16 protein-coding genes and 1 other RNA gene are annotated in these 18,196 nt (G+C 37.1%); 9 read left to right on the forward strand and 8 right to left on the reverse strand.

The features are described 5' to 3' along the window. The first annotated feature begins 98 nt into the window (after positions 1-98). The 4 genes from pflA (at position 99) to adk (ending at position 3,889) form a co-directional block, all read left to right on the forward strand. Positions 99-839, forward strand: a complete 741-nt coding sequence (pflA, locus tag ACFFHT_RS07015) for a pyruvate formate lyase 1-activating protein (RefSeq protein WP_382374778.1) — start codon at positions 99-101, stop codon at positions 837-839. 23 nt (positions 840-862) lie between these two features. Then, positions 863-1,879 carry a UDP-glucose 4-epimerase GalE gene (galE, locus tag ACFFHT_RS07020; protein WP_382374780.1) on the forward strand — a complete coding sequence of 339 codons (1,017 nt, stop codon included), beginning with the start codon at positions 863-865 and terminating at the stop codon, positions 1,877-1,879. Between the two features lie 23 nt (positions 1,880-1,902). Beyond that, the gene (locus ACFFHT_RS07025) at positions 1,903-3,171 is read left to right on the forward strand and encodes an AmpG family muropeptide MFS transporter (RefSeq protein ID WP_382374782.1); all 1,269 of its coding nucleotides are present in this window, start codon (positions 1,903-1,905) and stop codon (positions 3,169-3,171) included. Between the two features lie 73 nt (positions 3,172-3,244). Beyond that, positions 3,245-3,889: an adenylate kinase gene (gene adk / locus ACFFHT_RS07030; RefSeq protein WP_382374784.1), complete on the forward strand. Its 645-nt coding sequence runs from the start codon at positions 3,245-3,247 to the stop codon at positions 3,887-3,889. Between the two features lie 38 nt (positions 3,890-3,927). Here the strand turns inward: adk and bioC are convergent, their stop codons facing one another. From bioC to guaB, 8 genes are all read right to left on the reverse strand, one after another. After that, positions 3,928-4,689 carry a malonyl-ACP O-methyltransferase BioC gene (gene bioC / locus ACFFHT_RS07035; protein ID WP_382374786.1) on the reverse strand — a complete coding sequence of 254 codons (762 nt, stop codon included), beginning with the start codon at positions 4,687-4,689 and terminating at the stop codon, positions 3,928-3,930. Continuing rightward, positions 4,680-5,324, reverse strand: coding sequence for a DUF452 family protein (locus tag ACFFHT_RS07040; protein WP_382374788.1), 645 nt, complete (start codon positions 5,322-5,324; stop codon positions 4,680-4,682). Before ACFFHT_RS07040 ends, bioC begins: the two co-directional genes overlap by 10 nt. Next, on the reverse strand, positions 5,324-6,502 hold the full coding sequence (bioF, locus tag ACFFHT_RS07045; protein ID WP_382374790.1) for an 8-amino-7-oxononanoate synthase: 1,179 nt from the start codon (positions 6,500-6,502) through the stop codon (positions 5,324-5,326). The genes ACFFHT_RS07040 and bioF overlap by 1 nt, the downstream gene beginning before the upstream one ends. A gap of 6 nt (positions 6,503-6,508) precedes the next feature. After that, a complete protein-coding gene (gene bioA / locus ACFFHT_RS07050) occupies positions 6,509-7,801 on the reverse strand; it encodes an adenosylmethionine--8-amino-7-oxononanoate transaminase (protein ID WP_382374792.1) in 1,293 nt (430 codons plus the stop codon). A 96-nt stretch (positions 7,802-7,897) separates the two neighbouring features. Beyond that, the gene (gene ppiD, locus ACFFHT_RS07055; protein ID WP_382374794.1) at positions 7,898-9,766 is read right to left on the reverse strand and encodes a peptidylprolyl isomerase; all 1,869 of its coding nucleotides are present in this window, start codon (positions 9,764-9,766) and stop codon (positions 7,898-7,900) included. Between the two features lie 303 nt (positions 9,767-10,069). Further along, positions 10,070-11,644, reverse strand: coding sequence for a glutamine-hydrolyzing GMP synthase (gene guaA / locus ACFFHT_RS07060; protein ID WP_382374796.1), 1,575 nt, complete (start codon positions 11,642-11,644; stop codon positions 10,070-10,072). Positions 11,645-11,700: 56 nt separating this feature from the next. After that, positions 11,701-12,366, reverse strand: a complete 666-nt coding sequence (locus tag ACFFHT_RS07065) for an HAD family hydrolase (protein WP_382374798.1) — start codon at positions 12,364-12,366, stop codon at positions 11,701-11,703. A 90-nt stretch (positions 12,367-12,456) separates the two neighbouring features. Beyond that, positions 12,457-13,926, reverse strand: coding sequence for an IMP dehydrogenase (gene guaB / locus ACFFHT_RS07070; protein ID WP_382374800.1), 1,470 nt, complete (start codon positions 13,924-13,926; stop codon positions 12,457-12,459). Between the two features lie 203 nt (positions 13,927-14,129). On the opposite strand from guaB, the gene ACFFHT_RS07075 reads away from it, so the two are divergent. The 5 genes from ACFFHT_RS07075 (at position 14,130) to ACFFHT_RS07095 (ending at position 18,038) form a co-directional block, all read left to right on the forward strand. Further along, positions 14,130-15,023, forward strand: coding sequence for a Dyp-type peroxidase (locus tag ACFFHT_RS07075; RefSeq protein WP_382374802.1), 894 nt, complete (start codon positions 14,130-14,132; stop codon positions 15,021-15,023). Between the two features lie 29 nt (positions 15,024-15,052). Beyond that, on the forward strand, positions 15,053-15,613 hold the full coding sequence (locus tag ACFFHT_RS07080; protein WP_382374804.1) for a hypothetical protein: 561 nt from the start codon (positions 15,053-15,055) through the stop codon (positions 15,611-15,613). Positions 15,614-15,754: 141 nt separating this feature from the next. Then, positions 15,755-16,121: a transfer-messenger RNA gene (gene ssrA / locus ACFFHT_RS07085) on the forward strand. Between the two features lie 364 nt (positions 16,122-16,485). Beyond that, on the forward strand, positions 16,486-17,226 hold the full coding sequence (locus ACFFHT_RS07090) for a HipA family kinase (protein ID WP_382374806.1): 741 nt from the start codon (positions 16,486-16,488) through the stop codon (positions 17,224-17,226). Then, entirely contained in the window at positions 17,223-18,038 is an 816-nt protein-coding gene (locus ACFFHT_RS07095; RefSeq protein WP_382374808.1) for a DUF3037 domain-containing protein, read from the forward strand. The genes ACFFHT_RS07090 and ACFFHT_RS07095 overlap by 4 nt, the downstream gene beginning before the upstream one ends. Positions 18,039-18,196: the final 158 nt, after the last annotated feature.

Below are 18,196 nucleotides of genomic sequence, written 5' to 3' on the forward strand. Positions count from 1 at the left end.
TAGCTTAAAAGAATTCCTGTCGAGTTTTACAACAAATTCAGTTAAAATTAAAAAAATTTTTAAACTCTTTTATTGATAAGGATTATAAGGCTGTTTATATGTCAGTTGTTGGAAGAATTCACTCTTTTGAATCCTGTGGTACGGTTGATGGGCCAGGAATTCGTTTTATTCTTTTTATGCAAGGTTGTTTAATGCGTTGTAAGTATTGCCATAATCGAGATACTTGGGATTTACATGCTGGCAAAGATATTACCGTAGAAGAATTGATGAAAGAAGTGGTTACTTATCGCCATTTTATGAATGCTTCTGGCGGTGGCGTAACAGCCTCTGGTGGTGAAGCAATTCTACAAGCAGAATTTGTGCGTGATTGGTTTCGTGCTTGTAAAGAACAAGGTATTCACACCTGTTTAGATACTAATGGTTTTGTGCGTCATTATGATGAAATCATTGATGGCTTATTAGATGTCACTGATTTAGTCCTACTTGATTTAAAACAACTTGATGACACTATTCACCAAGATCTTATTGGCGTACCAAACAAGCGTACGCTCGAATTCGCCAAATATTTAGAAAAACGTAATCAAAAAACCTGGATTCGTTATGTTGTTGTACCTGGTTATACCGATGATGAACATTCCGTTAATTTACTCGGCGAATTTATCAAGGATATGAAAAACCTTGAAAAAGTCGAATTACTTCCCTATCACCAATTAGGCAAACATAAATGGGAAACACTCGGCTTAAAATATGAACTTGAAGACGTTAAACCACCAACAAAAGAGTCTTTAGAAAAAATTAAAGCTCAACTCGAAACTTTTGGTTTAACAGTCAAATACTAATTTTCATTCTAAAGGAGGCTAATATGGCTGTATTGGTAACAGGTGGAGCGGGATATATCGGCTCACATACTGTGGTTGAATTATTAAATGCGAATAAAGAAGTGATTGTTTTAGATAATCTTTGCAATTCATCAGAAAAATCTTTAGAACGTGTCAAACAGATTACAGGTAAAGCTGTTACTTTCTATCAAGGTGATGTACTTGATCGCCAATTATTAAAACGCATTTTTGCAGCTCATCAAATCGAATCAGTTATTCATTTTGCAGGTTTAAAAGCGGTTGGCGAAAGTGTCGCTAAACCGATCGAATATTATCGTAATAATGTTGAAGGTTCGCTCACATTACTTGATGAAATGCGTCAAGCTAATGTATTTAATTTTGTTTTCAGTTCTTCTGCAACGGTATATGGTGATCCTGAAATTATTCCAATTACCGAAACCTGTAAAGTAGGTGGTACAACTAATCCTTATGGTACATCTAAATTTATGGTAGAACGTATCATTATGGATGTCGTCAAAGCAATTCCACAATTCAGTATGACTATCCTACGCTACTTCAACCCAGTTGGTGCACACGAAAGTGGCTTAATTGGTGAAGATCCGAATGGTATTCCAAATAACTTATTACCATATATTAGCCAAGTAGCGATTGGTAAATTACAACAACTTTCAGTATTTGGCAGCGACTATCCAACTCATGATGGTACTGGTGTGCGTGATTATATTCACGTGGTTGATTTAGCAATCGGACACTTAAAAGCCTTAGATCGTCATGAAAATGATGCAGGATTGCATATTTATAATCTTGGTACGGGTACTGGTTATTCCGTATTAGATATGGTTCACGCTTTCGAAAAAGTGAATGATATTAAAATTCCATATCGTTTAGTGGATCGCCGTCCAGGCGATATCGCAACTTGTTATTCTGATCCATCTCTTGCCTTAAAAGAGTTAGGTTGGAAAACTGAACGTGGTTTAGAACAAATGATGCGTGATACTTGGAATTGGCAAAAAAACAATCCGAATGGTTATCGTGACTAATTCGCTGTACTAAGGATCTTGTTATGCCAGTAAATACTTCTTTGATGCAACAAATTTTTAGCCGAAATATGCTGATTTGCGTATTTACTGGTTTTAGTTCAGGTTTACCGCTCTATATTCTCGTCAGTCTGCTTCCCTATTGGTTAAGGACTGAAAATGTTGATCTCAAAACAATCGGATTATTTACCCTGATTGGTTTACCTTATACTTGGAAATTTCTCTGGTCTCCCGTCTTGGATCGCTTTGTTTTACCCTTTCTAGGACGGCGTAGAGGTTGGATTTTTATCTTACAGCTGTTATTAATTCTTTCTCTCGCTGGTTTTGCTTGGCTTCAACCACATCAAGATATTTCCATTATTGCCATCCTTGCGACTATTGTCGCTTTTTTTTCTGCTTCACAGGATATTGTATTAGATGCCTATCGCCGCGAGATCTTATCTGATCAGGAATTAGGTTTAGGCAATTCAATTCATGTTAATGCGTACCGTTTAGCGGGATTAATTCCAGGATCACTTTCCATTTTTCTCACCGCCTATTACAGTTGGGAAAGTGTCTTCTTAATCACAGCACTTTTTATGCTACCTGGTATATTAGCGACATTACTGATTGCATGGGAGCCTCAAATTAATGGGCAATCCCGTAGTTTAAAAGAGAACATCATCAGTCCTTTTGTTGAGTTTTATCAACGTAAAGGATTAAAAGGAATGATTACCGTATTGGCTTTTATGTGCTTATATAAATTAGGCGATACGATGGCAACCGCATTAATGACACCATTTTATGTCGATATGGGATATAGCAGTACCGATATTGCTATTGTTGCAAAAAATGCTGGTTTATGGCCAATGATTATTGCTAGTTTAGTCGGCGGTGTCATTATGCTGAAAATTGGTATTAATCGAGCGTTATGGCTATTTGGTTTCGTACAAATTCTTACTATTTTGGGATTTGCTTGGTTAGCGAGTTTCGGTAAATTCAGTCACATTGGCACATTTGAATTAATCGCACTCGCCATTGTTGTCAGTGGCGAATATATCGGCATAGGTTTAGGTACAGCTGCATTTGTTGCTTTTATGGCAAGAGAAACGAATCCTCTCTATACTGCAACCCAATTAGCTTTATTTACCAGCCTTGCTGCACTACCTCGCACATTATTAGGTTCAAGTGCTGGTTGGCTAATTGAACAATTAGGTTACTATCATTTCTATTGGCTCTGTTTTTTCCTTGCCATTCCAGGAATGATTTGTCTATTTTGGGTTGCACCTTATAAAGATTCAACAAGCAGACAATAAATTAAAGTTTAGACTTGAGTTTACTACCACATACAGGTAAGGTACTTATATTTTTGACACAAGAGGTTATATCATGAAAATTATTTTATTAGGCGCACCAGGTGCAGGAAAAGGTACACAAGCACAATTCATTATGAATAAATACGGTATTCCGCAAATTTCGACTGGTGATATGTTGCGTGCTGCAATCAAAGCAGGTACTGAATTAGGTAAAAAAGCCAAAGTCTTAATGGATGCAGGACAATTAGTGCCAGATGATTTAATTATTGCGTTAGTAAAAGATCGTGTTGCTCAACCTGATTGTGCAAAAGGTTTTCTATTAGACGGTTTCCCTCGTACTATTCCACAAGCAGATGCATTAAAAGCAGCAGGTATTGCGATTGACTTTGTTTTAGAATTTGATGTACCAGATGAAGTCATTGTCGAACGTATGAGTGGTCGTCGTGTACACCCAGCATCAGGACGTAGCTATCATATCGTTTACAATCCACCAAAAGTTGAAGGCAAAGATGATGTGACTGGTGAAGATTTAATTATCCGTGCTGATGACAAACCTGAAACTGTTTTAGATCGCTTAAAAGTCTATCATTCAACAACTAAGCCTTTAGTTGAATACTACGGTAAAGAAGCGGCTAATGGTAAAACTCAATATTTCCGCTTAGATGGTACATTACCAGTTGAACAAGTAAGTGCAAAACTTGCTGAAATTTTAGGTTAATTGTTCTGTAAAAATAATCCCTCTTAAATGAGGGATTATTATTTCTTCTCGGCTATTACATAAACTGGGCAGTAAGTTAAACTTACCTGCCCAGTTTGTAAGGTAAATTGTTCTTGATATTGTGCAATAAAATTGTTTAGTTTGCTTTTCGTCCAAACTTGTTGTTGTGTGGCAGTAACACCTGTTGCTCGCAGGTGCTGTAACACTTCTAATGGCGAAGCAAAAGTTAATTGGATCGTTTCTGTAAATAGCTCTTGTACAATAAAATAATCTTCCAACCATCGCTGCCATTGTTCTAAGGTCGGATAGGTTAATCCTATACCTGTCAGAGTACGAATTTCATACAAATTAGTAGGTGCAAAACTATTAAAGAGTAATATGCCTTGTTCATTTAATTGCTGATGGCAATTTGCAATAAATTGTTGTTGCTGAGTCAACCACTGAACTGTCGAAGCAGAACAGAGTAAATCACATTGTTGTTGCACCGCAATCTGTTCAATATCTCCTAATAAAAACTGTGCTGGTAGCTGTTTCTCGGTAATCAGTTGAGTAATCGCTTCACTTTGATAGAGATCATTTAATAACCATTGTTCCACATTGGCATAATTGGCTAAACGCTGTGTAAAATCCCCCGTACCACACCCGATTTCCAAAACGGTTGGAAAATCAGATTTACCCGACTTTGCTAATAATTGGATTAAGCGTTGATTAATCTGTTGTTGTGCTAAGGCTTGCGTAACATAGCTTTGCTGTGCCGATTGGAAGCACGTTTTAATTTTGCTTTTCTCTATTAACGCCATAGCGTTTCCCACTGTTGAAATAATGGGAAAATATAATGCCCAGCTTCAATCGTTCTAATTTGGCATCGATCTTGCCAGTATGCTTGCTGATGACTGGTTGGGAAAATGCGATCTTGAGTACCAATCCACGCAATATCCCACTTTAACGTTGCTTCAGATCGAACGCTGATCTGCTCGCTTAAAAAGGCTAATTCTTGATAAATATCATTGAGTTCACGATAGTCTGGCAAAGTTTGATAATGATTTAACAGCTCTCGATTCTGACACATTCGTCGTTCAAATTTATCTCGATTAGCAGAATTTAAACCTTGTAATGTTCCTTGAAATATTTGTGTTGGAATACCAAAGCGGTCATCACTAGGATAATGTGTACCATTAATTGCTATTGCTTTTGTTACTGGAATAGTTTGCATCACTTGTTCGGCAACCCAAACCCCCATCGACCACGCTACAAGATAAATTTCTGTATAGGCAGAAAAATCAAAATCCAGTTGTAAATCCTGATAGTCATAACAAACTAATAAGTCATATTGATCTGCTAGATCGAGGTGAGTTACTGCACTTGGTGGCGTTCCCCAACCCGCAAAATAGACAATCAATTTTTCTCGTTGTTGATGAAGATAATAAGTTTTCATTAGTTAGCTTCCTTGCATCGCTGTTGTTCAATATTACTGAGCACATCCATTAATTGTGCTATTTCTTCTGTATTAATTGCTGCCGTTAAGGAAAAACGTATGCGAGCAGTACCTTTTGGCACTGTCGGTGGGCGAATCGGTAACGCATAAAAACCTTGTTGTTGTAGCTGTTGTGCAACAGTAACGGTAGCTTGGTTATCACCAATAATATAAGGCACGACATTGGTGCTACTTGGCATTGGCTGTTGTAATTCATCTTGAATAAACGCTCGTAATTGTTGACTAATTTGTGCTAAATGTTGACGGTGTTGCGTTAATGTCGTTACTTTTTGCCAAATGAAATGACTCCATGCCACATTAAACGGTGGTAAGGCGGTGGAAAAAATGAGTGGTCGCATAGTATTAATTAAATAGTTTTTAATTAATTGATCACACACAACAAAAGCACCCATTGACGCTAATGCCTTACCAAATGTTCCCACTAAAAAATCAATCTCAGCAATACAACCTTGTTGTTCGGCAAGCCCTAATCCTTTCTCACCAAAGACCCCAACAGCGTGGGCTTCATCAACATATAATAAAATATTCGGATATTGTTGTTTAAAATGAATAAGTTGCGCTAGGTCTGCACAATCACCGTCCATACTAAACACACTTTCCGTTACAATGATCACTTGTTCAAATGCTGCAGCTTGTTTCTCTAGAATTTGTGCCAGATGCTGATAATCATTATGGCGATAACGAACCCATTTACATTCCGCTAAACGGATACCATCAATTAAACTCGCGTGCACCAGTTTATCCGCTACAATCAACGTATGACGATGACAAATCGCAGGCAAGATCCCAATATTAGCGTGATAACCACTATTAAATAATAGGCAGGCTTCTCGTTGGTAATCTTGTGCGATTGTTTGTTCTAGCTGGTTATAAATCGGGAAATTCCCCGTTAATAAGCGTGAAGATGAACTGGTAAGAGGTAAATCTTGTACTTCAGAGAGAAATTGCTGCATTAAATCAGTTTCTGTTGCTAATCCTAAATAATCATTGGAAGACAAATTAAGTAACTTATTGCCTGCTTGTTCAATCCATTTTCCAGTATGTTCAATCTCTGGGAAAGCACGCTGCTGCCCAATCGCAGCTAATTCATTTAACTTCTGTGCAAAATATACCGTCATCTTTCTTCACTTTTCCTGATACTCATCTTTAATCGCTTGTAGCATTCCGTGCATTAACGCTGTCAGTTCATCATCACTAATAATAAATGGTGGCATCACATAGACCAATTTTCCAAATGGACGCAACCATACCCCTTGTTCAACAAAACGCGGCTGCAAAGTTGCCATATTGACGGGCTCTTTCATCTCAATAACGCCAATCGCTCCTAAAACTCGGACTTCTTGTACACAATCCCATGTTTGAGCAATCGCTAAACCTTGACATAATTGCTGCTCAATATGTTTTACTTTGTGCTGCCAATCTGTTCGCAATAATAATTCAATCGAGGCATTAGCGATGGCACACGCTAATGGATTACCCATAAAGGTTGGACCATGCATAAAACAGTGTGCTTCACCAGAACAGATCATCTCAGCAACAGATTGGCTAGTAATGGTTGCAGACAAGGTTAAATAGCCACCTGTTAAGGCTTTTCCTAAACACATAATATCGGGTATCACATCTGCGTGTTGATAGGCAAATAATTTGCCAGTACGCCCAAAGCCCGTCGCAATTTCATCAAAAATCAGTAACACACCGTACTGCTCACAAAGTTTTTTGGCTTTTTGTAGGTAAACTGGGGAATAGAAATACATTCCGCCTGCACCTTGAACAATAGGTTCTAAAATTAAACCTGCAATATGTTGATACTGTTTCTCAAGTAGATCTTGTAATGGCTTAATTGCCTCGTCATTCCACACTTCCCCAAATTTTACTGATGGTTGTGGTAAAAAATATTGGATTGGTAAGCTCTTACTAAACAGAGAATGCATTCCAGTAATCGGATCACACACTGACATAGCGTGCCATGTATCACCATGATAGCCAGAACGGATTGTGGCAAATTGATAACGTTGCGTTTCACCTTTAGCGTGTTGGTATTGAATCGCCATTTTCATAGCAACTTCCACCGCTACTGAACCACTATCCGCAAAGAAAATTTTATCTAATCCTTGTGGCAAAATATCAACTAATGTTTTAGCTAATTTTGTCGCTGGTTCGTGGGTAAATCCACCAAACATAATATGGCTCATTTTTGCCAGCTGATCTTGTGCAGCTTGATTCAACACAGGATGATTATAACCGTGTAAAACTGCCCACCAAGAGGACATTCCATCGATTAATTGTCGCCCATCTTTTAAGGTTATCCTAACGCCATCTGCTCGCTCTACTGGATAAATCATAGGTGGATTGGTAATTGAGGCATAAGGATGCCAGATGTGTTTTTGATCAATATTGATACAATCTTGTAATTCCATCTTCTTATATTATGGTTTTGCACATAGAAATATAATTAAACAAAAGCTCCATAGCGTGATTTCTATGGAGCTTTATAATGAGTTGATCAATAAAAATTATTGATCTTGTAATTGATCTAACATTTCTTGGTTAATTTCAACTTTTGCTTTTTCTCTTAATGCTTTTAACAATGTAGATTGTAAATCGTTCTGACGAATTTGCATTAACTGAGTAACAAAGCTCTTCTCTTGATCTGCAGATAATTGTCCATCTTCCACTTTGTCTAATGCAATCACGACAATGTCACCATTCTCATTCGCACCAACGTGATAAGTTGGTTTATTATCCACTGGTTTTGGCATCGCAAAAATTTGCTTATCCAAAGTTGGATTTTTACTTTCCGCATAAACAGACGTTAAATCTTGCTTGAACTCTACTGCCGAAGTATCACCCGCTTGTAATTTCGCCACTAAGCCTTTCACACGCTCTAGCTCAATTTTTTCTGCTTTTTGACGTTGTAAAAATTCAACAATTTGTGCTTTTGCTTCTGCCAAAGGTTTTGTTCCTGCTGCTTTGTAATCCATTACACGGAACATCACGCTATGGTTTTCACCAACACTAATCATTGATGAATTCGCTCCACCTTGAATTAATTCAGGGCTAAAAATTTCACTTACAACATTACTAAAATTTAATGCTGCTGGCACATCATCACGCGCAAAATAACCAGTTTCTTTTACTGTTAAATTACCCTCTTTTGCTGCTGCAGCTAGACCACTTTGATCTTCAAATGCTTTATCAGCAACGGCTTTTTCTACACTAAAATATTCACGAGTTGCTAAATCTTGACGCACGAGATCCGTAATTTTACTTTTCACTTGTTCTAACGGTAAAACTTTAGCTTCGTGACGCTCTAATACTTTAATGATGTGATATTTATCATCTACTTTGGTCGGTTTGCTATATGCACCAACTGCCGTTTCATTTGCAGCTGTTTCAAACGCTTTTGGTAATTGTCCTGGTACAACCCAACTTAAATCACCACCATTTACTGCAGTTAATTTATCAATCGAATATTGTTTTGCTAATGCTTCAAAATTCTCACCTTGTTGGAGTTTCTGATAAATATCATTCGCTTCTTTTTCTGTTGTAACTTGAATATGTTCAAGATGTTGGCTAGCTTGTCCCATAAATTGGGCTTTATTGTCTTGATAATATTGTGCAATTTCAACATCACTTACTTGAAGATTTTTCGCTAAATCATCTTTATTCAAATCAAGATATTGCACTTTTACTAACTCAGGTGTGGCAAAAGCTGCTTTATGCTCGTTGTAATAAGATTCAACTTCTTGATCAGAAATCGTCTGTTTAGCAGCTAAAGGTGCAACTGGGAATGTTGCTAAACGAACGGTACGTTTTTGGAAAAATAACTTCACAAATTGTTGCTGTTGTTCAGCAGTAAGGAAATCCGTGCCCAATAACGAATTCATCAACTGTCCCATGACTAAATCTTGACGCACTAAATTGGCATACTGTTCTGATGTCAAACCATTACTCGTTAAGAGTTGTTGATAAATAGCATTATCAAATTGACCATCTTTTTGGAAGTTCGGATTCATCACAATCGCTTGCTTAACGGCTTCATCACCAACGCCAAGACTTAATTCATCAATATATTGACGTAATAACTCTTCATTAATTAAACGTTCTAATACTGATTTGCGTAAGCCATTAGTAAACTCTGCAGAATCAGCAACTGCTGCAAACTTATCGCCCATTTGCATCGCTAATTGTTGATATTGTGATTGATATTGTTGTTGGAATTGACGTTGAGAAATTTCAACTCCATTTACGGTCGCTGCGGAGGTATTTTGACGTGAAATTAAATAGCCAGCAACGCCACTTAATACAAATGAAACGGCAATTACTCCCATTAATACTTTCCAGACAACACTATTTGTGTATCCGCGCAGTTTCTCCATCATAGTGAGATTTTCCTTATATGAATAAAAGACAATAATGTGCGAGATTATATAGAAAAGTTGCTTATCCTGCACCTATTATAGTAAAGCCAGTTGATATGATTTCAGGTTTAATTTTAATAGTTGTATAAGTTATAAGCGGTTTTGCAGTTATATGAATTAACGAAAATTATTAACTAACGATTAGCTATCGTCGTTCTTAGATTCTATTGCAACAATGAGATTCTTAATAAAGACCACACTAGGATTAACTATGTATTAATAGTCTTGTTCCTAGTATGGTCACTTTATTTTTATGAGATATGATTATTCCCACTCTATCGTTGCTGGCGGTTTACCACTCACGTCATAAACCACACGGGAAATACCATCAATTTCATTGATAATACGATTAGACACTTTACCTAATAGTTCATAAGGCAGATGTGCCCAATGGGCAGTCATAAAATCGATTGTTTCTACTGCACGCAATGACACCACCCAATCATATTTGCGTCCATCGCCCATTACGCCAACCGATTTAACAGGTAGGAAAACAGTAAAGGCTTGGCTCACTTTGTGATACCAACCTGAATTATGTAATTCTTCAATAAAGATCGCATCGGCACGACGTAACAGATCGCAATATTCTTTCTTCACTTCGCCCAATACTCGCACACCAAGACCTGGACCTGGGAATGGATGGCGATAAAGCATATCGTAAGGCAAACCTAACGCTAGACCGATTTTACGCACTTCATCTTTAAACAACTCTTTTAGCGGTTCAACTAAACCAAGTTTCATATAATCAGGTAAGCCACCAACATTATGGTGCGATTTGATCACATGCGCTTTGCCTGTTTTACTCGCTGCAGATTCGATCACATCAGGATAAATCGTGCCTTGTGCCAACCATTTCACATTGGTGTGTTTATGTGATTCTTCATCAAACACATCAATAAACACTTTGCCAATCACTTTACGTTTGGCTTCAGGATCACTAACACCCGCTAATTCTCCTAAGAAACGATCTTCGGCATTTACACGGGTAATGTTCAAGCCAAATTTATTACCGAACATTTCCATAACTTGATCGCCTTCATTTAGGCGTAATAAACCATTATCTACAAACACACAATGAAGGTTATGCCCTATCGCACGTTGTAATAATAGTGCGGTAACAGAAGAATCTACCCCACCAGATAACGCAAGAATCACTTCATCATTACCTACTTGAGCTTTGATGCGAGCAACTGCATCTTCAATAATATTATCTGCTGTCCAACGTTTTTCACATTGACAAATTCCCACCACAAAATTTTCTAATAATGCTAACCCTTGTTTTGAATGAGTCACTTCTGGATGGAACTGCACGCCATAAAAATGACGAGATTCATCCGCCATTGCCGCTATCGGACAAGACTCTGTTGCTGCAGAAATATGGAATTGAGGTGGAATTTTAGTTACTTTATCACCATGACTCATCCAAACATCTAATAAGGCATTACCTTGTGCTGAATGGGCATCGGCTAACGCTTTAAACAAATTATCTTTGGCTAACACTTCAACTGCAGCATAACCAAATTCACGTTCACTTGATCCTTCAACTAAGCCACCTAACTGCATTGCCATCGTTTGCATACCATAACAGATACCCAATACAGGTACACCTGCATTAAACACATATTCTGGTGCACGAGGGCTTCCAGTTTCAGTAGTACTTTCTGGACCACCTGAAAGAATGATCCCGTTTGGTGCAAATTGACGAATATCTTCTTCGGCAACATCCCATGCCCACAACTCACAATAAACGCCAATTTCACGTACACGACGTGCGATAAGTTGCGTATATTGCGACCCAAAGTCCAAAATTAAAATTTTATGTTGGTGAATATTATTCATGTTGTTTCTCTAGTTGATTAAAATAATGACTGATGCACTGCTAAAATTGGTTACTTTTACTGATGTAATTGACAAATAGTGCCTAAAATTTCTTGCATATCTTTGCCCATATAATCTGCTAATGATTGATCAATTAACATACGCTTTTCTTCATAGCCAATCACGGTTAATCCTGCTGCTTTCGCCGCTTGCATACCATAGAACGAATCCTCTATTGCGACAGCATTTTTAGCTGTCACACCTAGTTTATCTAAGGTATAACGATAAATCTCTGGATCGGGTTTGCTACGAACAAACATCTCACCACTTACAATGCAATCGAACGCTTCTTTAATGCCACAAGTCATTAAAATTCGCTCAATATGCAGTTGTGAAGAGGAAGAGGCAACTGCTAGTTTTATCTGCTGCTGTTTAGCAAATTCAATGATTTTGCTAATGTCTTGACGAAAAATTGCACGATAATCTAGATGCTGAAACAGATCATCCCAAAAAAGATAATACTGTTCTCTAATTTCATCTAATGATAGGGAGGAACCAGATAATTTCTTAATCACAGCTGGAATATCTTTTAATGATTTTCCGACCACCTCTGATTGCTGTTCTAACGTAATTGGCTGATTGTGTTGTTTCAAGCGCTCAATAAATTCCCGTTGTGCATTAAACTCAACATATTCAGTATCAACAATCACACCATCCATATCAAAGATAATTGCTTGTAACATCTTATTTGCCCGTATTTGATAGAAACTTATGCAATATAATAAACAAAAAAATACAGCCAAACTCGTTATTAAGTTTAGCTGTATTGTTCATTAGCCCATACGATAGTTAGGCGCTTCTTTAGTGATAGTCACATCGTGAACGTGGCTTTCTTTAATCCCCGCACCACTAATCCGCACAAATTGAGCTTTAGTACGAAGTTCTTCAATAGTCGCACATCCAGTTAATCCCATACAAGAACGCAAGCCACCCATTTGTTGGTGAATAATTTCTTTAAGATAGCCCTTATAAGCAATACGTCCTTCAATACCTTCTGGTACTAACTTATCTGCCGCATTATCAGATTGGAAATAACGGTCTGATGAACCTTTTGCCATTGCCCCTAATGATCCCATACCACGATAAGATTTAAAGGCACGACCTTGATAAAGTTCAATTTCACCTGGTGCTTCTTCTGTCCCTGCCAACATTGAACCAACCATGACACAAGATGCACCTGCTGCAATCGCTTTCGCTATATCACCAGAGTAACGAATACCGCCATCTGCAATCACTGGAATACCACGATCCTTTAAAGCCTCTGCAGCATCAGCAATCGCAGTGATTTGCGGTACACCTACCCCTGTCACAATGCGTGTAGTACAAATTGAACCTGGTCCAATACCAATTTTCACCGCACTTGCACCTGCATCAGCTAAAGCTATTGCACCTTCAGCAGTCGCCACATTACCCGCAACAATTTGTAAATCTGGATATTTCGCACGGGTTTCACGAACACGCTGTAACACGCCTTCTGAATGACCATGTGAAGAGTCAATTAACAGAACATCTACTCCCGCTTTAACTAACGCATCGATACGTTCTTCATTACCTGGACCAGCTCCTACTGCTGCACCAACACGCAAACGTCCAAACTCATCTTTACACGCATTTGGTTTTTGCTCTGATTTTTGGTAATCCTTTAAGGTAATCATTCCTTTTAATTTAAATTCGCTATCAACTACTAACACTTTTTCTACACGATGGCGGTGCATTAAAGTAAAAATATGTTCACGATTTGCAGATTCACCATCTGTCACTGTGACTAATCGCTCTTTTGGTGTCATCACTGCTGTAACAGGTAACGATAAATCAGAAACAAAGCGAGTATCACGCCCTGTCACAATACCTAATAAGTCACCATTTTCTGAAGTCACTGGATAACCAGCAAATTTATTTTTCTTCGTTAATTCAGCAACTTCTGCCAAGGTTGTTGTTGGACGAACAGTAATAGGATCATTAACAATCCCACTCTCGAATTTTTTCACTTTGCGCACACGCTCCGCTTGGCGTTCAATACTCATATTCTTATGAATAAAACCAATTCCACCTTCTTGTGCTAAAGCGATTGCCATTTTCGCCTCAGTAACAGTATCCATTGCTGCAGATAAAATTGGAATATTTAAACGGATTTTTTGTGTAAGTTGAGTTGAAAGATTTGCCGTATTTGGAAGTACGGTGGAGTGTGCAGGTACGAGAAGAACATCATCAAAAGTGAGGGCTTCTTTAATTACTCTAAGCATTGCAATATCTCTCTGTTAAATTGTGAATGAAATGAAAAATAGATGAAAAATATTGCGGCGGCATTATACAGAGTTTTTTAAGCAATGAAAATCTATTTTAATAGAAAAAACGCAAACGATTACATTGACAAAAACTAACATCTTATGTTTTCCGTTTGCGTTATAATAAATCATTGTTTTTTGATATAGAAATGGAGTGAATTATGACTGCACAAACAGGAATTCTATTTGAAAATTGTAAAGCGGCTATTTATATCGAAGCCAAAATTGAAGATTACTCGACTATTGCAGAGGCTTGCAAAAAAGTTGTTGCATTAACAGCATCCTTACAACAAAAACATCCAGATGCACATCTACATAGTGTCATTGCTTTTGGCGCAAATGCTTGGCGAAATATATCATCAACCAATGATGCACAAGAATTAAAACCATTTACTCAATTAGGTAAAGGCAATTTAGCCGCACCTGCCACACAAAACGATTTATTAATTCATATTCTTTCACTGCGTCACGATGTGAATTTTTCTTTAGCACAACTAGTACTCAAGGCATTTGGATCTGCGATTACGATTGTCGAAGAAAATCACGGTTTCCGTTGGGTAGAAGATCGTGATCTTACTGGCTTTATTGATGGGACAGAAAACCCTGCTGGTGAAACATTACGTCGCCAAATTGGTTTAGTACAAAGTGGTATTGATCAAGATGGTAGTTACGTTTTTACTCAACGTTGGGAACACCAGTTAGATAAATGGGAAAAACTCGATCAAAACAAACAAGAACAGGTGATCGGTCGTACCAAACCTGATAGTGTTGAACTAGATGACGTTCCACCAACCTCTCATGTTGGGCGTGTCGATTTAAAAGAAAATGGCAAAGGTTTAAAAATTCTACGTCAAAGTTTACCTTACGGAACTGCGAGTGGTAAGCATGGTCTTTACTTTATTTCTTACTGTGGCACATTACATAATATTGAACAACAATTACTCAGTATGTTTGGTGAAATAGATGGTAAAACTGACCGCTTATTAGGTTTCACAAAACCTGTAACTGGCAGCTATTATTTTGCGCCATCATTAGAACGCTTACTTAATCTATAAATAAACAATCTACCAATCAGAGGTGCCAAATGCTCGAATTTTTATCTAGTCCAACTTTTGAAATCTTTGATAATGTCCTTGATGTTATTGGCCCTCTACTTGGTGGTGGTGCATTATTTTTGATTCAGCAAACGATTAAACATAAAGAAGATAACGAAAAATCAGCTAATGAAATAAAAGGAGAAATTTATTACTACACTCGTTTAGCGAGAATTAATATTCTGGCAGAAATGCGAAAAGTAAAAATTAATACATTACAAGTGGATGATCATAAAGAAATTTATCTCTCAATTAAAAGTTATCAAGATCTAATTGAAACCAACTATATCCTGCCATTTGTAAAAGTCTGCGTGAAATACAATACCTTAAAAAAACATAAAAAAATCCATAAATATTTTATGGATATCATTAAACATCAAGATAACTTTAACCAAATATTAAGACAAAAAGAAGATGATCTTAGACTTGCACAAGATCTACCTATACCTGAATTTAAAAAAGAGATGTTGTTATTACTATTAAATGAAGCACAAGCACTTTCTACCCTATTTCAAGAAGTAGAAGAACTCTTATTAAAAAATCAGGCTTAGCCTCTATGAATATTTTTCTACATTCCTGAAAAATATCCATATTTCTAATATAACAACATTAAATTTGCTTAACTGCTCCTCTTGAATACAACGCTAACTTTCTATTGCTATTATTTTTTGTTAGAATAGCAACGTTTTTTTGGGGCTGATCTAGGATTCGACGGGATTAGCGAAGCCCAAGGTGCATGTCGAGGTGCGGTAGGCCTCGTAAATAAACCGCAAAACAATAGTCGCAAACGACGAAAACTACGCTTTAGCAGCTTAATAACCTGCCTTAAAGCCTTATCTCCTCAGCTTCCGCTCGTAAGACGAGGGTTCAGATAAGTCATCCAAAACGAGATCGTGTGGACGCCGCCGTTTGAGGATCGAAGCACTAAATTAAATCAAACTAGCTTATTTATCGCGTGTCTGTCCGCAGTGAGTAAGTGAAACTAAAGACTAGACTAAACATGTAGTACTGAAGGTAGAGGAATTTCGGACGGGGGTTCAACTCCCCCCAGCTCCACCAGATTTTATATAACAGTGATATAACTATAATAATAAAATCAATGAGTTATAGATTTAAGTGTTATTTTTGTATCACTGTAATACAACTTAAAATGATCTATGACATATCATTAAGGCAAAGATAGCCCCCTCTTCCAAATTATTCAGATATTATTGTCCTCACGCTTCGCTTTGATACGTTTCTTTGCAGTACTGACATCAAAATGTACTAAAAACAACACTAATGTATTAGCGATAAGTTCCTTGTTTTGTGAGGTAATCTTTCTTATCGAGAGTGGGCAATTAATGGTAAAAGCCAGCCATTTATTCAATGCAAAAGCGAATACACCAAAGCCAGAAGATGAATTTTATTGGGTAAAAAATAGATGGATAAAATCATATTCATACGAGAAAGAACAAAAATGGGAATAACCCGCCCTTTTATTTGTCAAACAGAAACTGGAAAATGGGTTATTGTAAAGACGCTTGCTATGATGCCTTTACCACAACTATTAGCTGAAGTATTCGGTTCTCTCCTAGCTCACAGAATAGCCTTACCCAGCCCTGAAGTTTGTTTTGTTGATGTAACCCCCGAATCAAATAGCTACGTATCAGCTGAATGGAAAAGAGATTTACCAACAGGTACTGCATTCGCATCTGTATTTATGAAAAATGCCAAAATTGCAAAAACTGCGCAGGCAATGAATATAAACTACCTTGATGAACCAACTCAAAAGTTGCTGTATATGTTTGATCGCTGGATTTTAAATTCAGATAGAACAGCTTCTACTGTAGGAACGGGCAATATTAATTTATTGTTTGATGAACAACAACAAAAAATCCTTGTGATAGATCACAATTTAGCATTTGATGAAAACGCACAATTTGATGAACATATTTTTTCAACCAAAAACAGAAGCTGGCGTTTAGATTGGGTGGATAAAGATACTTTTAACAATAAAGCAATTGACATATTGAAAGAATTTGATGATATTTACCAGCTAATTCCTGAGAATTGGTTTATTCTTGATGATGAAGAATATCAAAAAATGAATGACGAAATTAACAGGATTAAAGCTATTCTTTCTCGAATCACTGAACCACATTATTGGGACAACATAGAATGAAACACCCTATTTTATACAGCTTTGTACGCTATAGACCGTACTTTGAAACAGGCGAATTTGTCAATGTTGGCTTATTGATGTGTGAACCTGAAAGCAGAAAATTAACCTATCGTCTAGTTAGCAAAAACAATAAACGAGTAAATGATTTTTTCTACCATAGCAAAATTTTTGAAAACGTACATGATACGATTGACAATGAATTACAATATATTGTTAATCAGTTGTTTGATGTATCACCTCAAGAAATGGCTACCTTCTTCCATAACTACGTTGATGTAAAAGAGGGCATCATACAATATAGCAACGCTGCTGTCGGTTTAGTTGATGATCCACAAGCATATTTTAATAATCTATACCATCAATTTATTCAAAATGCGGGCGTTAAAGCAGAAAGCCAAGAACAAAGTATCATCAAACACTATAAAAGGCTATTTCAACAAGATGCTGATCGAATTTTACTAAGCTATAAACAACATAAAGTTAGAGGTGAGCTGGCTAAATTTACTTTACCACTTGCATTAAAAAACGATGATGATCTGGAAATCTTAAAAGCGGTTAAACCACTTGCGTTCGATCAAATTGAAAAACCAAGTATGATTGAACATTGTGATAGCTGGGTAGCTAAAGTGAACCGTGCTGAAGAAGAAGGATTGTTAAAAAAAGATAATATCCTTTTTACATTAGATACCCCCGACACAGCAGACAAGATTAATATTTTAAATACAATCAAACGAACATTTGATAAATTTAAAATACCGCATATCAACTGGGACGAGGAACGTCAGTTGTTAGAATTTGCGAAAAACATTTAGACAAACCGCCAATTGGCGGTTTGTCTTTATATTAAATAAATCCTAGCGACACACTCCCCTTTCAAGATTAAAGAGGGGGAGTGATTATCGCATGATTTACCCCATCTAGTGATCATGACATTTACTGAGCCAAAAAACGAAAAAATACAGGACTTCGT

Origin of the sequence: Gallibacterium melopsittaci, assembly GCF_042433085.1 — a bacterium.
Taxonomy (GTDB): Bacteria; Pseudomonadota; Gammaproteobacteria; order Enterobacterales; family Pasteurellaceae; genus Gallibacterium; species Gallibacterium melopsittaci.